We start from the raw sequence: 17,955 nt of genomic DNA on the forward strand, positions 1-17,955 counted from the left end.
TATGGACAATAACGATAAAATTCTTGAAACAAAGAACCTTGATCTCTATTACGGGGAAAAGCAGGCACTAACGGATGTAAACCTCCCCATAGCAAAAAATAAAGTGACGGCACTGATCGGCCCTTCCGGATGCGGCAAATCAACCCTGCTCCGCTGCTTCAACAGAATGAACGACCTTGTGGACAACTGCCGGATTACCGGAAAGATACTTTATCATGATGAGGACATCTTCCGGCCGGGAAATGATGTGGTTGCTATGAGAAAGAAGATTGGCATGGTCTTTCAGCAGCCAAATCCTTTCCCCAAGTCAATTTATGACAATGTCGCATACGGGCCGACAGTTCACGGGCTTAAGGACAGGAAAAATCTGGATGCAATCGTGGAACGGAGTCTGAAAAATGCCGCACTATGGGAAGAAGTTCATGACCGGCTTGATGACCCTGCAATGGGACTTTCCGGAGGGCAGCAGCAGAGACTCTGTATTGCAAGAACACTTGCCGTAGAACCGGAGGTAATTCTTATGGATGAACCCTGTTCTGCACTTGATCCAATTGCTACATCTAAAATTGAGTCACTGATTGATGACCTCAAAAAGAATTACACTGTAATAATTGTCACGCACAGCATGTCGCAGGCATCAAGGGTGAGTGATTTTACCGGATTCATGTATCTTGGAAAGCTCATAGAATACGGCGGTACCGAGAAGATCTTCACAAGCCCGGATGAAGAACTGACTAACAACTATATTACCGGAAGATTCGGATAGAAGGGATTAAAATGTCTGATAAACTGCACTCTGAGCTTGAAATACTCAGAAAAGATATTGTTGAAATGGGTGAATTTTCTATAGGGATGTTCTCTGAGTCCCTGACTGCACTGAAGAAACTTGACAGGGATCTCGCAGAAAAGGTCGATGCAAAGAAGATAAGGCTCTCAGAATTCAATGAAAATATAGAGGAGAGGACTATGAGAATTCTGACTCTTTATCAGCCGGTTGCTGATGATATAAGGGCAATATTCTGCATTATACAAATGAATACCACATTTTACCGTCTGGGCAGAAACGGGCGTGAAATTGCCCGTCTTGTTATGATCCTGCCGGATTCCCCGCATCTTGGCATAATTAACAGTCTCTGCCATATGGCTGAATGTGTAATTTTAATGCAGAAGGATGTCCTTGATGCGTATAAGTCCGGAAATACCGAAAAGCTCCTGAACCTTGAGCATCGGGATGATGATATTGATAATATGCAGGGTTCAGTCTTCAGGGAGAGCCTCACCTACATGATGGAGGATAACCGGAATATCTCACGCTGTGTTGAATATGTAATGGTCTCACGATATCTTGAAAGGATGGGGGATCATGCATGCCTGGTGGGTGAGAAGGTTTATTATATGATTGAAGGCGAAAAACTTGAAACAAATTAATTTACTGTGACAGCAATAGTAAACAAATTAATTTGTAGTAAGGATAACCGAATAAATATAATTTGCAGTCAGGTGTTTTTTTATGAAGGTGGCAAATCCCGAAAATCCGGAATATTTTACCAACAGGGAAGTTTCATGGGTCGAATTTAACAGAAAGGTCCTTGAGGAAGCCTTTGATAAGAGACATCCTCTTCTTGAAAGGGTAAAATTCCTCTCCATTTTTTCAAGCAATCTCGATGAGTTTATGATGATCAGAGTCTCCGGACTGAGAAGGCAGATTAAGTGCGGCGTTCTTGAAATCCCTCCCGACGGCATGACTCCGACAGAACAGATGATTGCCATACGAAAGGAGTTAAAAGAGCAGATCCACATGGCTGACAGCTGTTTCAGGGATGATCTCCTCCCTGCACTTAACAAAGAGGGTATTCACATCCACAGGTGCAGGGATTTAAACAAAAAGCAGAAGAAATATCTGAGAGATTATTTTGAGAGAGAGATCTTTCCGGCACTGACTCCCATGTCCTTTGATGTCGGCAGGCCTTTTCCGTTTATATCAAATCTGAGCCTTAACCTTGCTGTAATTATTGATGATCCGCAGAGGGGTATGGCCTTCTCCCGGCTTAAGATCCCAAGAGACATCTTCCCGAGGTTTATTGAACTTCCAAGGGATGAGAAACCCCTTACTTCTGAAAAAAAGTCAGGAAAAGAATTTCATTTTGTATTTATTGAGGACCTCATCTCGTCTAATATTGACCTTTTATTTCCGGAGATGAACGTGGTCAACAGTTATCCCTTTGTTGTCACCAGGGATGCTGATATTGAAATAGAAGAGGATGAAGCTTCTGATCTTTTAACTGCCATAGAGGAGAGTGTTGAACAGAGAAGGGTCGGCCATCCCATACGCCTTGACGTAAACCGGTCAATGCCTAAGTGGGTGCGGGCAATTCTTGCCAAAAAGCTTGATCTCTCTTCAGGCGGAGTTTATACGATAGATGACCCACTCAGAAAATCCGATCTGATGGAGCTTTTAAGCATTGACAGGCCTGATTTAAAGGATAAACCTTTCATTCCTGCATATCCGTGCGGGCTTGAAGACGAAAGTGTGGATATATTCTCTAAAGTCCGTGAGGGTGATATTCTCTTTTATCATCCTTATGACAGTTTTACGCCGGTTGTGAACTTCATCAAGCAGGCAGCAGCAGATCCGGGTGTAATTGCAATAAAACAGACATTATACCGTGTAGGTTCAAAATCTCCGGTTGTTGAGGCGCTTAAAAAAGCACGGGAGAACGGAAAACAGGTATCTGTCATTGTTGAGTTAAAGGCACGCTTTGATGAGGAAAATAATATTGTCTGGGCAAGGCAGCTTGAGGAGGTCGGGGTGCATGTCGTCTATGGCATAGTCGGGACCAAGGTGCATGCAAAGCTCTGCATGGTTGTCAGAAGGGAGAAGGAAGGCATCAGGACATATGTCCATTTCGGAACAGGCAATTACAATCCGGGCACTGCACGGTTATATACTGATATCGGAATCCTGACCTGTGATCATGAGGTTGCCTCAAGTGTAACTGATCTCTTCAATGCCCTTACGGGCCATTCCAATAAAAGAGAGTATGATTCACTGCTGGTTTCATATGGTAAATACGGGCATATGCGTCAGAATGTTATTGATCTGATCAATAGTGAAGCAGAATTGCATAAAAAAACAGGTGACGGCTATATTGCCTTTAAGCTCAATCAGCTTACAGAACCTGGTGTGATTACTGCTCTTTACCGCGCATCAGCTGCCGGGGTAAAAATTGACCTCAATGTAAGGGGCATATGTGCACTCAGGCCCGGAATAAAAGGTGTCAGTGAAAATATCACCTGCACGTCAATTGTCGGCAGATTTCTGGAGCATTCAAGGATATTGTACTTCAGAAACGGCGGTGATGAGATTGTCCTTACCGGAAGTGCAGATATGATGCCGAGAAATCTTATCAGGCGTGTTGAGGTGTTGGGAATTGTAAAGAACCCTTATATCAGAGAGGCCCTTAAAAAAATCCTCAGGGTTCATCTGGCAGACAATGTCAACGCAAGAAGGCTTCTTTCGGATGGCAAATATGAACGTATTGTGCCCGGAAAAGATGATGGCTCATGCAATGCTCAGATCTGGATGACAGAGCACAGGGGTGAATGGAATGACGGTCATCCATGACGGTCATTCCTGATATTTATTCATGAGATTTATTTTGACTGCCGGAAGAAGAGAGATATTTATGCAGGGTTATGATAAGGTCTGCAATTGGTAACTCAGTGACTCTCAACTATAATTATTGGCATATTTTTTTGATTCAGCATGAAAATCTTATATATTTCAAAACGAATTGTTAAAATGAGTTATTCAATAACAGATCAGATAATTCTGAGTAATGTCTAAACTATGCCGGCTGATGTATCAATGAAATATTCTGAGTGGATGTCTGAACTATGCCGGCTGATATGTCAATAAAATATTCTGAAAATCCGGAGGAATCATGCTTGATGATGTATTAATGAAATATCCTGATCCGGATGTGGATTATGGAGAGTTAATCAGTCCTTTTCAGGCTGAAATAGGTCATCTCCAGAGGGAAATCCTGGACCTTAAAATTCCGGTTATGATTATCATTGAAGGCTGGGATGCTTCGGGTATATCTGATATATGCAATAAACTTATCAGATATCTTGATCCCAGGAGTTACCGGCTCTATCCTGTGGGCCGTCCGAAGGAAGTTGAGGCTGAGATGCCTTTTCTCTGGCGTTTTGCTCTTGTCGCTCCGGAGGAAGGAAAGCTCTCTGTCTTTGATCGTGCGTGGTACAGCCGCATGATTATTGAGAACAAAGAAAATCTCAAAGATGTTTTTAGAATTAAGGTTGAAGACATAAAAGCATTTGAGAGGCATTTCTGTAATGACGGCGGGGTTTTGATAAAAATATTTCTCCATATCTCACATAAAGAGCAGAAAAAACGGTTTAAAGAGGCCGATTCTGATCCATGCCGGTCTTTTTATCTTAAAAATATTGACTGGAATCCGAAGAAGGAATATCCGGAATATTTCAGTGTTATTGATGAGATCCTGTTCCGGACAAATACGCCAAATGCTCCATGGGAAGTAATACCGGCTGAGAATCTTGATTATGCTGTTTACCGGGTTTATAATACAGTAATTGACCGTCTGAAGAGTTCTATTTCAGATAAGAAGGAGGGTGCAGAGGGCATATGTTATGAATGCCCGCTCCTCTCCTCCGGCTACTGTCTTCCTGAGCCCCATCCTCCAAGAGTTCTTGACAGAAAGGAGTATAAATCAAAGAAGAAGGAGCTTGGAAAGAGACTTTCGGAACTTCAGGTTGAGCTTTATAAGCATAAAATTCCCCTTGTTGTTTTATATGAGGGCTGGGATGCTTCCGGGAAGGGCGGCGCTATTACCAGATTTACAAGATATATCAATCCGAGGGGTTACAGAATTGAGCCGATAGGCCCTCCGGATGTGAAAGAAAAAACGAGAGGTTATCTCTGGAGATTCTATAATCGGTTGCCACGTCCGGGAAGAATCGTTATCTTTGACCGGACATGGTACGGCAGGGTGCTTGTTGAGAGAGTTGAGGGGTTATGCTCTGAATATGACTGGAAGAGGGCATATGGTGAGATCACCGAATTTGAGCATTTTATTGATGAATGGGGTGGTGTTATCGTAAAGTTCTGGATACATATCAGTAAAGAGGAACAGCTTGAACGTTTCAGTGCCAGGGAAACTGATCCTGACAAAATGTGGAAGATCACTCCTGAGGACTGGCGAAACCGTGAGAAGTGGGATCAGTATGAAGAAGCTGTATGTGATATGATCTCACTTACACATACTCCCTGCTGTCCATGGACCATTGTCAGTGGTAATGACAAATACAGTGCAAGAATTCAGACATTTGAAGCTGTCATTGCTGCTGTAGAAAAAAAGCTAAGTTCATTGAAGTGATAATATGGCAAATAAGAGATATTCCGGCAGAGATCAGATTGATGCAGGCTACTGTCTTTATGGTGCACAGTCTATTCTGCCATTAATCTCACAGCTTGAATCAGAAGTCGACGGTGTCAAAATTGCGGATGACATCGAATATGTCCACAGATGCAGGGTTGCATCAAGGCGTATCCGTGCCGCTCTTCCTATATACCGGGACTGCATCCCGCAAAAAGAGTTCAGAAAATGGAAAGTGGAGATAAGGGATGTGACCAAATCCCTTGGCGAGGCGAGGGATGCAGATGTCCAGGCTGATTTTCTGGAAGGGTTTATTGGGGAGCATAATTTCAGAGGCAGTGATTACCGGACGCTTTTCACACCGGAAATTAAGCCTGTGGAGGATTATAGTTCAGTCTCCGTCAGCAGTCCGGTAAGTAATGAGATTTCCGGTGTTCCGGATAATTCCGGATTAAATAAAGGCCCTTCTGAAATTCAGGGTATGACTTTTGGCGGGAAAATAAAGAGATTATTCAGGAAAATTTCGCCTGCAAAGGAGAAACTGCCATCTGTGGAGGAGGATACTGAACCGGAGAGGAATTTTTCCGGGAGAGATCCTGTTAACTTTAATTTTGAGAGCGCCGGTTATTCTTATCTTCCGGGACTTGAATGCCTTAAGACGAGAATCTGCCAGAAGAGAGAGGCGATTCAGCCCCACGTTATTGAATCAATGGAGAAGTTTGAAGAGTCCGGTGTTCTTGATGAGATGAAGGACTATTTCCATGAAATTACAGTGCAGGGGAAGATGTATGGTCATGATGTTCACTCGCCTTACTCTTATGAACAGGCATTCCTCAATATTTCACTGAGACTTGAGGATCTCTTCTGGCATGAGAAGTATCTCTTTGATCCTGACAGGACTGAAGAGCACCATATGATGAGAATTTATGCTAAAAAACTCCGCTATACCATGGAGGCATATGGTGATCTCTATCCGGACGGGTTAAAGCCACAGATTAAAGCTATAAAGAAACTTCAGGATTTCCTGGGTGATATTCATGACTGTGATGTCTGGTCTGATTTCCTGCCGGAATTTAAGGCGGAAGAGAAGAAGAGGTCTGTTGAATATTTTGGAAATGACAGTTTTTTTAAGGTTCTCATTCCCGGAATTGATTATCTCTGTGATGACAGAATCGGGAGGAGAAAAGAGCTGCACTCCGGACTTGTGGAGTACTGGACTGAGCTTGAAGGGGCAAAATTCTGGGATGAGATAAGGTCTGAAATATCCATGCCGCTTCAGAATGTCTTCTCCAATGTGGCTGCATCAGGTGATGCGAAGGAGTTAAAGATTGCACTGATTGGGGACATCCATGCAAATCTTCCGGCACTCGAAGCGGCACTTGCCGACATTAAGGAGAGGGGTGCGAATATTGTTATCAATGCCGGTGATATTGTGGGCTATGGTGCATTTCCGGATGAGGTGATCACACTTCTGAGGGATAATTATGTTATAAATATCTCCGGTAATTATGATCTCTCGGTTCTGAAAGCCGGAAGTACCAGTGGTGTGGGAAAGAGAAAGAGGAATGAGCTGAAGAAACACAATAAGATTTACAACACCATCTCTCCGTCCAACAGGAAGTTTCTCCGGACACTTCCAAAGACACTTGATCTGGTATTCGGAGGGAAGAGGATATATATCTCGCATGGCGATAAAAAATCTCCTGTTAAGGCTTTTACTGAAAATTCCACAAAGGCTGAGCTTCTTGATGCATATAAATTTACAAAGGCCGATATTATCGTGACCGGACATTCACATAAGCCCTTTGCCGTGGAGACTGACGGCAGATGGTTTATCAATACCGGAAGCGTGGGTATGCCAAAGGACGGCGATCCAAGGGCTTCATATGCCCTTCTGACACTGAATCCTTTTTCATTATATCATATCCGTGTTCCCTATGATTACAGGAGATCAGTTGATGCCATCTATGAGGACCGGCTTTCAGAGTCCTATGCACGGATATACAGGGAAGGAAAACCGGTTGATATTATCCGGCATTCCGGTGGCGATGAAAGTTGATAACTGAATCTGAAGTGAAGGGAATTTTTGCTCTGCTGGAATCTGTCAGTGCCGATATAGATCACGCCTGTCAGGTTGCGAAACTGAGCAATTCTTTATTCAGTGAACTATCAGTGCTCCATAAACTTGGAGAGGATGAATTACGTCTGCTTTATTATAGCGCAATGCTTCATGATATTGGGATTTCAGTCTCTGAAAAGGGCCATCATAAAAATTCCTATGGACTTATTATCTCGGATCAAACCCTTAATCTGACGGATGTTGAGAGGGCTGTAATTGCCAATACTGCAAGGTATCACAGAAAAGCAGGGCCAAAGGTTTCCCACAATGAATTTATGGATTTGTCCGGTGAGGACAGGCGTGTTGTGGAGGTTCTCTCTGCTATTCTGCGTATTGCTGACGGTCTTGACAGGACGCATATGTCACTGATATACCGGCTGTCATGCAGAATTTCTGATAAGTATGTCTGGATCAGGTGTTATTCAGATTACCATTCCCGTTTTGATGAAGAGGCAGCGCTTAAGAAGAGTGATCTGTTTGAAAATATTTTTGGTCATAAGGTGGTTATTGAGTGGGAGACAGGTTAGAGGAGAAGGTTGTTTCATTTATTGATCTCGGAACAAATTCGGTCAGGCTTTTGGTTGTGAGGATTAACAGGAATTATTCCTATAAAATTCTTCGCAGGCAGAAAGATACTATTCGCCTGGGAGATGGTGAATTTGATAAGAAGATCCTCTCTGAAGCAGCTATGGAAAGAGCAGTTTCTGCATGCCGGCAATATGTAGATATATCACGCAATTTCGGTGCTGAAGAGGTGATCGCCGTTGCAACCTCAGCTACAAGGGAGGCTAAAAACCGTGATGAGCTTATCCGGTGTATGTCAGAGTGTGCCGGAGCTGATCTTAATGTGATTTCCGGAGAGGAAGAGGCCCGCCTCATCTATCTTGGTATCTCAAGCGGAATTGAGATTGGAAAAGAGAAGTATTTTTTCTTTGATATCGGCGGAGGAAGCACAGAAGTTATTGTCGGCGATCAGTCCGGGCATAACTATCTCAGAAGCCTTAAGCTTGGAGCAATAAGGACGACAGGCAGGTTTTCTCTTGATGCAGATGACGGTATTCTCTCTGATAAGGATTTTAAGTATTTATGTGGCAGCCTCAGAGACAAGGTGCACCATGTTGTAAGGGAGACACGGAAATATAATATTTCTGAAGCTTACGGCAGTTCAGGCACTATTATTTCAGTAATTACTGCTGCAAAGAAGATTTCAGATGCCTGCATCAGTGAGAGTGACGATGGAGTTTATAGTGGGGATTATGAGGGCTGTCAGTATTTCGCCAATATTGAGGATATTCAGGCTCTGCTGGAGCATTTAAGAACAATACCAAATGATGATAAGAAGAAGATCCCCGGAATAAGTCCTGAGAGGGCAGATATAATCCTTGCCGGCACTGCAATACTGTACACCGTAATGAAAGAATGCGGAATAAAAAAAATTACTGCATCAGATAGAAGCCTCAGGGACGGAATGCTTGTGGATTATCTCTCAAAGATACCGGGTTTTCCTCATGCGGAGAATATGCCCGTCCGGAAGAGAAGTGTAAGGCAGCTTGGACGTTCATGCAGAATTGATGAAAAGCATGCAATGAAAGTCTCCGGTCATGCCCTCTCTCTCTTCGATTCCGGAATTGTAGCCGGTGTCCATAATTATGGCCCTAAAGAGAGGGAGTATCTTGAATATGCTTCATATCTCCATGACATCGGGCAGTTTTTATCCTTTTCCGGGCATCAGAACCATTCATATTATGTGATTACCAGGTCACAGCTTCTTGGATTTGACCAGAAAGAGATAATTATTATCGGCCTTATTGCCGGATATCACAGGAAAAAAATGCCTAAGAGGTCTGATGAAGGTTTTTCTTCTCTGAATCCCGAAGATCAGAAGAGGGTGACCTTTCTCTCTGCTCTGCTCAGAATTGCAGAATATCTTGAACGAAGTCATGATGAGAGAGACCGGATCTGTGAATTTGTAATTCCGGATGATAACTGTCCAAAAATCCGGATAAGCTCTGAAGAGGACTGTAGTTCTGAAATTCAGCTGATTGAAAATGATATGAAAAACCTGAAAAAGGCATTTGGGCAGGAGATCTTTGTTTCTGCTGAGAATCTGTCTCAATATCAATGAATGAACTGCTGCCTGTTCATGGTCGGGCGGAGTCACTGTTCAGTTGAAGTGGGTGCGACAAGAAAAGCTGTAACATAGATTGCGTAAAGCTATCCATTTCGTTTGGGATATCTCTACCGCAGCATGCATTTCTGGTAACGGAATTGTGTGAAGCCTGTGGGACAACGTGGAGAAAATCAGGAGTCTAACCTGATCAATCTGCCAGAGAAAGGATGCCATGGAGAAGCAAACGCTGAATCATCGTATGGGTCGTAAACTGAGACAGGCGTATTTAGACTGACACGCCCGAACCAAAATGGTATGGAATCAGGTTATGTTGGAAACGCTGACAATATAACAAACGAACAGATGGTTCCCGGCCTAAAGATGGCTCCTAAAGCATCTATATTATCTATGTTATGGAACTTGGTAATCCGTATATACTCCCAATTTGGGTATGGAAGTCGTGAGACCGACAAATGGTATAGACGGAACAGGATGTCCTAAAAAGCTAAGGCCTGCCGTAACGGGCAGGATAGGGGTTGTTGCCTCGACCTGAAAGGGTGCTGACGTGGGACAGGTATTCCTAAGCAATGAAGGAAGGTAAACTTATGAAAGTATGTCATTCAACGACGCATAATTGCGAGAAACATACTGACAGGGATCTTGCCCGGCAATGGAACTCCATTGACTGGGACAAAACAAGAGACACTGTTAACCGGCTACAGATCCGGATTGCAAAGGCAACAAAAGAAGAAAATTGGAATTTGGTGAAACGTCTTTCTTACCTGTTAACTCATTCAAGATCAGCAAAATTGCTGGCTGTACGAATTGTTACACAGAACAAAGCTATGGCGTCAAAATAGAGTTGGATTTATAACTCCCTAAATCCCTCTCAAAACAGCCTACATTCCTTTTAAATTTTGATCTGACTTTCAATTCTAAATCAATGGTTTCATATATGTGGTGATATATATCACTATGGGTGTCATACATACGGAAATACACTCGTCACAACAAAAATGGAGATGTTAAGACCTACTTTGCTGAAGTTGAATCTGTTCGAATTGATGGAAAAGTTGTCCAGCGATACATCCGACCTTTAGGGACTGATCCATCTTTTCCAAATAATTTTACTATAGATAAAGACCATTTTTCTTTTTTAGCCAATCAACTAACTGAAAGAGAATTAACTCCAAATGAGGTATTAGATATGTTGGAAAATATGGGACACCCTGTCTCGCGTGAATCCCTTAAGAGTGTAGGTATTACCTACGACTTTGGAAAAAAAACGTACTCTATTTCCCTTTCCCACCCAAAGAACTCAAAAAAATCCATAACAGATGCCCAGTCTGTAAAAAAAGACTCTACGTCCAAAAAGCAGCTAAAAGAATAGTTAAAACATTATCGGGAGAGATCAGGTTTAATATAGTTTATAAATACTGTAAAGAACATGGTGCGTGTAATGAACCATTAATCTCAATTTTCAATCAAATATGCCCTGCCGGACGCAACTTTGATACTAAAATAATGGTTGCTGTTGGTTTATTGCGATTTCTTTTTGATTTCCAAAGAGATGAAATAAGAACCATTCTTTTATCTCGAGGAATTAGTATTTCAACTGGTGAAATATCTAATCTGTCTAAAGAGCTTTTGTTAAGGTTCTATGCTCTGCACAAAAGACATATGCCTCAAATGAAGTCCTTTTTTGAGAGAGAAGGTGGCGCAAAGCTTCACCTGGATGGGACCGGAGAAGCAGGAAATGAAATTGTTTTTATGGCAAAGGACGGGGATACAGGAATTACAATGGATGCCCAAATTATACCAACAGAGAGCAAAAAATATGTTAAAATCTTCCTGAATAACTTAAAATCACTATTGGGGGACCCAATAGTCATTGTTAGAGATATGAGCAAGCAGATTCGAGATGCAGCATTTGAGATTTTTCCTGACGTAAAGCACCAAATTTGTCAGTATCACTTCGTTAAAAATCTTGGTAAAACCATTTTTAAAACCAGATACTCTACTTTTCGCAAAGATATTGTGAAAATGAGGATCCTAAGTCAAATCAAGAAAATGAAAGGGGACCTCAGTGCAATAAAACATCATGGTTCTGAAAAAGATATATTCTTCGCAGAGCAAAAATGGATTATTCTTGCTATAGAGCATCTTCTTATCTGCCGTGAAAGGAGTTCAAATTACCCATTTGGTTTACCCTACTTTGAAATAATGAATAGAATTTTAGATGTCCAAATAATGGCCCACAAAATATTAGAATGGAATATGGCCCATAAAGTTAACGTATGTGAAATTAAGGAGTTTTCTGAAAAATTAGATGATATCACAAACAATGCAGGCATAAACTCCCAATATTCTAAAATTCAAAAGATATGGGAATGGTTTGAGAAAGTGAGGATTACTTTAAGGGTTGGCAGGCACTTAAGTCAAAATGGAAGTGATATGATAACCACAAATGCTCAAAATATGAGAGACGATTTTGAGATCATTCTGAATGCCATTGACATAGATGGAGTAACCAAAGGGGGCGAATTACTCCGCGGAGCAAGGCAAATAACAAACAACTGCAGAAAACACATGGATGAACTTTTTGTGGAAGTAAAAGACACATTTGGTAATGTAGTTGACATTATGAGAGATAATAATATTGAAGAACGCGGCCATAGGTGGAGTAGAATGCACATACGAAGACGAACCGGAAGAAATAGAACTACAAACGAAATGGCACAATATGGTGCACTAATGGCCATTTTCTCAAACCTTGAGAATGAAACTTATGTGAGAGAAATTCTCTATGACATAAAAGATTTTATTCGAGAGATACAGGATATTACAGCTGAAGAGATCAGCAGTGCAAGTGAACTGGTGAGGCCATATGCACATAAAGAAATTGTACATTCTGACAGTAAGAGATTGGAGTATTTGGAAGAATTCATAAACTTGCTTGAAGGTGGACGTTCAGCTGAAAAATGGCTATCAAAATTCAATATTTCCAACCGAATAATGACGCCATAGGAACAAAGGTAAGCGTACACCCGGCATAGACGGAGAAATCTGGAACTCAGCATCTGCAAAGATGCAGGCAGTTCTGAGCCTCACAGACAAAAATTACTGTGCAAAACCATTACGACGTATTTATATCCCTAAACCTGGTAAGAAAACAAAGCGACCAATCTCAATTCCATCCATGTATGATCGGGCAATGCAGGCTCTCTATGGATTGGCCCTACAACCAATCGCAGAAACAACAGCAGACCCACGTTCATTTGGATTTAGACTTTTCAGATCAGCACAGGATGCATCAGAATATGCATTTACGTGCTTAGGAAGAAAGACATCATCCATATGGATTCTGGAAGGAGACATCCGGGGATGCTTTGATAATATTAACCATGTGTGGCTTAAGGAACACATACCTATGGATCAATCAATCCTTACACAGTTCCTAAAATCGGGATTTGTCTTTGATAATGTTCTCTTTCCGACAGATAAAGGTACTCCACAAGGAGGCCTTGTGTCTCCAATTCTTGCGAATATGACACTCGATGGAATTGAACATATTCTTGATGAACAATTCCAAAATATGAAAGTTCACTTTATTCGCTATGCAGATGACTTTCTGGTCACTGCACCTACAGAGGAAATCGCAAAAGAAGCAAAGGAGATAATAAAAGAATTCCTCGCAATAAGAGGCCTGGAATTATCGGAAGAGAAAACGTTGATTACTCATATCAACAATGGCTTTGACTTTTTGGGGTACAATTTCCGGAAATATAAAGGAAAACTCCTCATTAAACCATCGGAGAAATCAATCAAGTCAATTACTGATAAAATTAGGACTAAAGTTAAAAAAGCCCGAGCATGGTCTCAGGAGGAATTGATAAAGGTATTAAATCCAACCATACGAGGTTGGGTAAATTATCATCGTCATAATGCAGCCAAGGAAACTTTCCAGAAATTAGATCACTATCTCTGGACAGTAACCTGGAAATGGGGTAAACGTCGACACACTAACAAAGGTCGCAAATGGGTAGCAAGTAAATATTGGCATGTGGAAGGCAAAAGAAAATGGGTTTTCAAAACAGAAGAGAATACGTTAATACAATTCTCGGAAGCTCCCATCCGTAGACATTCTTGCCCAAAGCTTAATGCTAATCCCTATCTTGACAGGAAATATTTCCTCGAAAGAAAGGAGAGAATGAGAAGACAAACGCCATGGATCCAAACTAAATTATCTTATTTTGCACTGCCGCCCGCTAACGGGTAGTGGAATGCGTGAGCCGTATGCGGTGAAAGCTGCAAGTACTGGTTCTTGGAAGGGGGGGAGGTGGTAACACTTCCTCCCTATTCGACAATATGCAGTTTAATCAGGTGGACTTTTTGTCTGGAAAGTCAGACAGGACTGTACATCTCGTATAGTCCGGAATTTTTCAGGAATTCTTTTAAATTTTCAATCCCGCCGTCAATATAGACTGCGCCTGCAAATGCTTCCATACATTCCGCAAGTACTCTTCCTGAGGTCCATACATGCTGTATCTCCTCTCCCTTTCCCCAGAATACAAAGTCTTTCAGTTCAAGTTCTTCGGCAAGTTTTCTCAGAATACTCATATTGACAATATTGGTCTTTGTAACTGATATCTTTCCTTTTTCACTTATCCCTGAGTTTATAAGATGCTCTATTACCACCAGATCGATTGCCGCATCACCAAGCGTTGCCAGGTGATCCATATTCCACCCGTCCGGAAGATTGTTCTCCTTTCCGAATGCAAGCCTCGTGAGTGCCTTTTCCAGTAAATTCCGGCTGACAAATCTGTATCCTGTCTTCTCTTCGAGAATATCCAGTCTCTTCTCTGAATATATCATAAAAATCAGAATAGTATTTGTTCTTCAGGCATATCCGGTTATCTCATAATCTATCTCTGAAGATCTGTCTGCACATTCTTTACCGTGTTTTATCATATCCCTGATCATGTTTTCAAGGACTTTTGGATATACAGCTCCTATGAGATCTGATACTGGTTTTCCCCCGCAGAAATACTTGAATGTTGGTGTTGACATGACCCCGTATCTCTCCCTTATCCATGACGATCTGCCAACGTCAATCCTTCCAAAGATTATTTTGTCGCCGTATTCTCCGGCAAATTTTTCAAAATATGGTTTCATTGTCCGGCAGTGTGAGCATGATTCACTGTAATACATTACAATGGCAGGTTTTTTGCTGTTCTCAATCTTTTTTTCCCAGTTTTTTTCATCCAGTTCCAGTATTATATCTTCTGACATTTCCAAACCTCCTGATTTGTGGGTTATTTCTACTATGTATCTGCATTTGCTGGCAGTTTACTTTTAAATAATTCCTGTCTGCTTCAGTCTGTGTAATCAGTATAATCTGTGATATTGGCATCAGCAATAATAAAGGTCTCCCCACTCTTTGAATTATACCCGGCAGTGCCGGAAGCTGGTTGTAATATCTTTTATTTAGTGGAATTATCCCAATTGAGCCTATATATAATCCTGGAAACTCTTATTCTGATGAACTCCGGAAGTCTGGTTATTCTGAAAAAAAGTAAATGTTGGTATGATTCTGAACAATTCAGAATAATTATTGGTTATTCCGGGCAGTTCTGATATTACATTCTCAGATGTTCTTTAGTGCGACAATATCTGTTACGCCGGTAAGTTTCCAGATGTTTGATCTCTCTTCTGCTGCAATGGATTCAATTTCGTCAGATGGGTCATGCCCAAGGGCTGCAAGAATATTCTGTGACAGACTGTTCTTTCTGATCATATCGACAAACATATTCCTGACCTCTTTTTTTGTGATTGAGTCCTCCTCCTGGATGATATAACCCTGCATTGTCATGAAGGTATAGCATGAGAGATCTTTTGTATATCTCTCAACTTCGACTGAGACATGCGGATTTTGTTTATACAGATCATTCTTGCGCCCGTATTTGGTTGACAGGAAATACAGGAATTTTCCGTCAAATACATATAGAAATGGTGCCAGATACGGGTATTTTTCCCCCTGAAATGCAATGCGGCAGATATATCCGTCTGAGATCAACCTGTCATATTCTTCTTTTTCCATTTTTGGAATTTTAACTATATCCAAAATTATCACTCCGTTAATCAGTCTTTATTGTTTTCCCATATATATTTTTCCAATTGATTTTTCCAATTGATTTTTCAGTTTTTTTATTCCGGAATTTCTGTATTATGGATGTCAGGGTTGATCTGTTTATTATATTATCCTATGCAGATTGAGCTAAACAGGTATTCGGGTTAAAATCAGGAGGTGTCTTCCATATCATTACTGTAATTGCCATAATTGTTTATATTGTGTGTTTGTCATAATCATTTATGTTGTGTGTTTGCTATAATTGTTTATATTGTTTTCCCTCCCATAATTGCATATATTATTTGATGTATTATTGCCGGATATTATGGTGGTGCATTTATATGTGCTATTTTGATCCGGCAAAATACCCAAATTATCTTATTGATATAAATCAATTTATCTGCATCAGAAACTGCCGGAGATTTTTATGAATCATGTTTATGTAATCGGGCACAAAAATCCCGATACCGACTCAATTTCGAGTGTAATAGGGTATTCCAGTTTTTTAAATCAGAAATCGCCGGGGAAGTATCTGCCGGTCAGATGCGGGGAAATCAGTAATGAGACTGAATTTGCGCTTGACAAATTCGGTCTTTCTGCTCCTGAATTAATCGACAGTGTTGAGCCTAATATCTCAGATCTTCCTTTTATTTATTCAATAAGCGCACGTGAGGATGTTCCCACAATTGATATAATTGAGATGATGGATGAGAATAATGTGCGAAATCTTCCGGTTACCGATTCAGAGGGGCGGCTTAAAGGGCTTATGAGTGAGCATGGTCTTGCCCAGGCATATATCGGGAGGCAGAAGATTGAGCAGCTCTCAATAACACCGATAAAGCCTGAGACACTGGGAAGAATCCTTCAGGCTGATCTCATTGTTCCTACAAGGGATCTCTTTGAGGGCAAGGTTTACATTGCCATTGATGCGCTCCATGTAACTCTTTCCCGGCTTACTGAAAATGATGTGGCAATTGTCGGAGATAATGAACCTGCACAGCTTGCGCTGATCTCTGCAGGGATTGCTGCACTGATAATTGCTGACGGAGCACCTGTAGGTGAGAGAGTTATCAATGCAGCAAAAAAGAAGGAAGTTGCACTTCTTGCAACAAAGCTTGATGCCTTTGGTGTGGGAAAGATGATCAACCTCTCACTGCCTGCCGGAGAGATTATGGCAACCGATGTTGAAATTCTCAGGAAGGACGACTCAGTTGAATATGCGAAGCAGATTGTTTCAAGTTCAAGGTACAGAACCGCCTGTGTTGTTGATGAGGATAAAAAGCTGCTGGGTATGATCTCAAGGAATACATTTCTTGATGAGGTGCAGAAGCAGGTCATTCTTCTGGATCATAATGAATTTACACAGGCAGTTGACGGCATTGAATCCGCAGAAATCCTTGAGATAATTGATCACCACCGAATCGGGGCTGTTACCACATTAAAGCCTATAAGCTTCTTAAATGAGCCTGTCGGATCTACAGCCACAATAATTGCCGGAAAGTTTTATGAGTCCGGCATTACTCCTGAGAAAAATATTGCCGGAATTCTCCTCTCCGGAATTTTGTCAGATACCATGGTTCTGCGCCTTTCGACAACTTCTGATAAGGATCGGGCAATGGTGGACTATCTTGCAGGAATTGCAGAGGTTGACCCTGTTGAATTCGGTACTGAACTGATTAAGAGAAGCATGCAGGTGGAAGGCGATTCAATGAATGAACTTCTTATGAGGGATGTAAAGAAGTATGAACTGTTTGGCCGTGATGTTGTCATCTCACAGGTGATGATTCCGACATTTGAGTTTGCGGAAGAGAATAAAGATGAGATCTCAACAGAGATAAATAACCTCAGAGCTGTCCGGAATGCGGATGTTTACGGTGCAATGTTTACATCAGTATTTGATGACGGCAGCCTGCTCTTTTTATCAGCAGATGAACATATTGTCTCAGCATCCGGTGCAAAGGATCAGCCATTAATGCTTAAAGGTGTGATGTCAAGGAAGAACGACTTTATCCCGTGGTTTGGAAAGATCTTAAAAGAGTTCTGGGTCTAAGATATGTTGCCGGAAAAAAAGATTTTTGAGTATGAAATTTCCGGAAAATACAGAACCTGTATCTATAATGTCTGATATGAGGGGGAATGGATAAAAAATTCCTCAATAATTTCCTCTCAGCCGGAT

Annotated in this window: 15 protein-coding genes; 12 read left to right on the plus strand and 3 right to left on the minus strand. The window is 41.4% G+C overall.

The genetic code is table 11. The annotated features are described in order from the left end of the window. Position 1: 1 nt before the first annotated feature. From pstB to ltrA, 11 genes are all read left to right on the plus strand, one after another. Positions 2-766, plus strand: coding sequence for a phosphate ABC transporter ATP-binding protein PstB (gene pstB, locus L6E24_RS14130; protein WP_257742594.1), 765 nt, complete (start codon positions 2-4; stop codon positions 764-766). 11 nt (positions 767-777) lie between these two features. Beyond that, on the plus strand, positions 778-1,428 hold the full coding sequence (gene phoU, locus L6E24_RS14135) for a phosphate signaling complex protein PhoU (RefSeq protein ID WP_257742595.1): 651 nt from the start codon (positions 778-780) through the stop codon (positions 1,426-1,428). 82 nt (positions 1,429-1,510) lie between these two features. Beyond that, positions 1,511-3,625 carry a polyphosphate kinase 1 gene (gene ppk1 / locus L6E24_RS14140; protein WP_257742596.1) on the plus strand — a complete coding sequence of 705 codons (2,115 nt, stop codon included), beginning with the start codon at positions 1,511-1,513 and terminating at the stop codon, positions 3,623-3,625. 319 nt (positions 3,626-3,944) lie between these two features. After that, positions 3,945-5,420 carry a polyphosphate:AMP phosphotransferase gene (gene pap, locus L6E24_RS14145; RefSeq protein ID WP_257742597.1) on the plus strand — a complete coding sequence of 492 codons (1,476 nt, stop codon included), beginning with the start codon at positions 3,945-3,947 and terminating at the stop codon, positions 5,418-5,420. A gap of 4 nt (positions 5,421-5,424) precedes the next feature. Beyond that, on the plus strand, positions 5,425-7,479 hold the full coding sequence (locus L6E24_RS14150) for a CHAD domain-containing protein (protein ID WP_257742598.1): 2,055 nt from the start codon (positions 5,425-5,427) through the stop codon (positions 7,477-7,479). Further along, positions 7,476-8,066 (plus strand): HD domain-containing protein, encoded by a 591-nt coding sequence (locus L6E24_RS14155; RefSeq protein WP_257742599.1) that lies wholly within the window; start codon positions 7,476-7,478, stop codon positions 8,064-8,066. The genes L6E24_RS14150 and L6E24_RS14155 overlap by 4 nt, the downstream gene beginning before the upstream one ends. Further along, positions 8,051-9,664 carry a Ppx/GppA phosphatase family protein gene (locus L6E24_RS14160; protein WP_257742600.1) on the plus strand — a complete coding sequence of 538 codons (1,614 nt, stop codon included), beginning with the start codon at positions 8,051-8,053 and terminating at the stop codon, positions 9,662-9,664. The genes L6E24_RS14155 and L6E24_RS14160 overlap by 16 nt, the downstream gene beginning before the upstream one ends. Positions 9,665-10,236: 572 nt before the next feature. After that, positions 10,237-10,509, plus strand: a complete 273-nt coding sequence (locus L6E24_RS14165) for a reverse transcriptase N-terminal domain-containing protein (RefSeq protein ID WP_257742601.1) — start codon at positions 10,237-10,239, stop codon at positions 10,507-10,509. Between the two features lie 119 nt (positions 10,510-10,628). Beyond that, on the plus strand, positions 10,629-11,039 hold the full coding sequence (locus L6E24_RS14870) for an IS1634 family transposase N-terminal domain-related protein (RefSeq protein WP_505481583.1): 411 nt from the start codon (positions 10,629-10,631) through the stop codon (positions 11,037-11,039). Between the two features lie 134 nt (positions 11,040-11,173). After that, entirely contained in the window at positions 11,174-12,676 is a 1,503-nt protein-coding gene (locus L6E24_RS14175) for a transposase (protein ID WP_257741295.1), read from the plus strand. Between the two features lie 37 nt (positions 12,677-12,713). Beyond that, a complete protein-coding gene (gene ltrA, locus L6E24_RS14180) occupies positions 12,714-13,928 on the plus strand; it encodes a group II intron reverse transcriptase/maturase (RefSeq protein ID WP_257744046.1) in 1,215 nt (404 codons plus the stop codon). A gap of 125 nt (positions 13,929-14,053) precedes the next feature. Here ltrA and L6E24_RS14185 read toward each other — a convergent pair whose 3' ends face one another. The 3 genes from L6E24_RS14185 to L6E24_RS14195 form a co-directional block, all read right to left on the minus strand. After that, entirely contained in the window at positions 14,054-14,524 is a 471-nt protein-coding gene (locus L6E24_RS14185) for a ribonuclease III domain-containing protein (protein WP_257742602.1), read from the minus strand. Between the two features lie 24 nt (positions 14,525-14,548). Beyond that, positions 14,549-14,941 carry a thioredoxin family protein gene (locus tag L6E24_RS14190; protein ID WP_257742603.1) on the minus strand — a complete coding sequence of 131 codons (393 nt, stop codon included), beginning with the start codon at positions 14,939-14,941 and terminating at the stop codon, positions 14,549-14,551. 355 nt (positions 14,942-15,296) lie between these two features. Then, on the minus strand, positions 15,297-15,773 hold the full coding sequence (locus tag L6E24_RS14195) for a pyridoxamine 5'-phosphate oxidase family protein (RefSeq protein ID WP_257742604.1): 477 nt from the start codon (positions 15,771-15,773) through the stop codon (positions 15,297-15,299). Between the two features lie 433 nt (positions 15,774-16,206). Between L6E24_RS14195 and L6E24_RS14200 the strand changes: the two genes are divergently transcribed. Beyond that, on the plus strand, positions 16,207-17,829 hold the full coding sequence (locus L6E24_RS14200) for a putative manganese-dependent inorganic diphosphatase (RefSeq protein ID WP_257742605.1): 1,623 nt from the start codon (positions 16,207-16,209) through the stop codon (positions 17,827-17,829). Positions 17,830-17,955: the final 126 nt, after the last annotated feature.

The organism is Methanoplanus endosymbiosus, assembly GCF_024662215.1.
Taxonomy (GTDB): Archaea; Halobacteriota; Methanomicrobia; order Methanomicrobiales; family Methanomicrobiaceae; genus Methanoplanus; species Methanoplanus endosymbiosus.

What these genes read in the sequence shown, in the direction of transcription:
- pstB (WP_257742594.1), top strand. Translation starts at nt 2, where the DNA reads ATGGACAATAACGATAAAATTCTTGAAACAAAGAACCTTGATCTCTAT.
- phoU (WP_257742595.1), top strand. Translation starts at nt 778, where the DNA reads ATGTCTGATAAACTGCACTCTGAGCTTGAAATACTCAGAAAAGATATT.
- ppk1 (WP_257742596.1), top strand. Translation starts at nt 1,511, where the DNA reads ATGAAGGTGGCAAATCCCGAAAATCCGGAATATTTTACCAACAGGGAA.
- pap (WP_257742597.1), top strand. Translation starts at nt 3,945, where the DNA reads ATGCTTGATGATGTATTAATGAAATATCCTGATCCGGATGTGGATTAT.
- L6E24_RS14150 (WP_257742598.1), top strand. Translation starts at nt 5,425, where the DNA reads ATGGCAAATAAGAGATATTCCGGCAGAGATCAGATTGATGCAGGCTAC.
- L6E24_RS14165 (WP_257742601.1), top strand. Translation starts at nt 10,237, where the DNA reads ATGAAGGAAGGTAAACTTATGAAAGTATGTCATTCAACGACGCATAAT.
- L6E24_RS14175 (WP_257741295.1), top strand. Translation starts at nt 11,174, where the DNA reads ATGGTTGCTGTTGGTTTATTGCGATTTCTTTTTGATTTCCAAAGAGAT.
- L6E24_RS14185 (WP_257742602.1), bottom strand. Translation starts at nt 14,524, where the DNA reads ATGATATATTCAGAGAAGAGACTGGATATTCTCGAAGAGAAGACAGGA.
- L6E24_RS14190 (WP_257742603.1), bottom strand. Translation starts at nt 14,941, where the DNA reads ATGTCAGAAGATATAATACTGGAACTGGATGAAAAAAACTGGGAAAAA.
- L6E24_RS14200 (WP_257742605.1), top strand. Translation starts at nt 16,207, where the DNA reads ATGAATCATGTTTATGTAATCGGGCACAAAAATCCCGATACCGACTCA.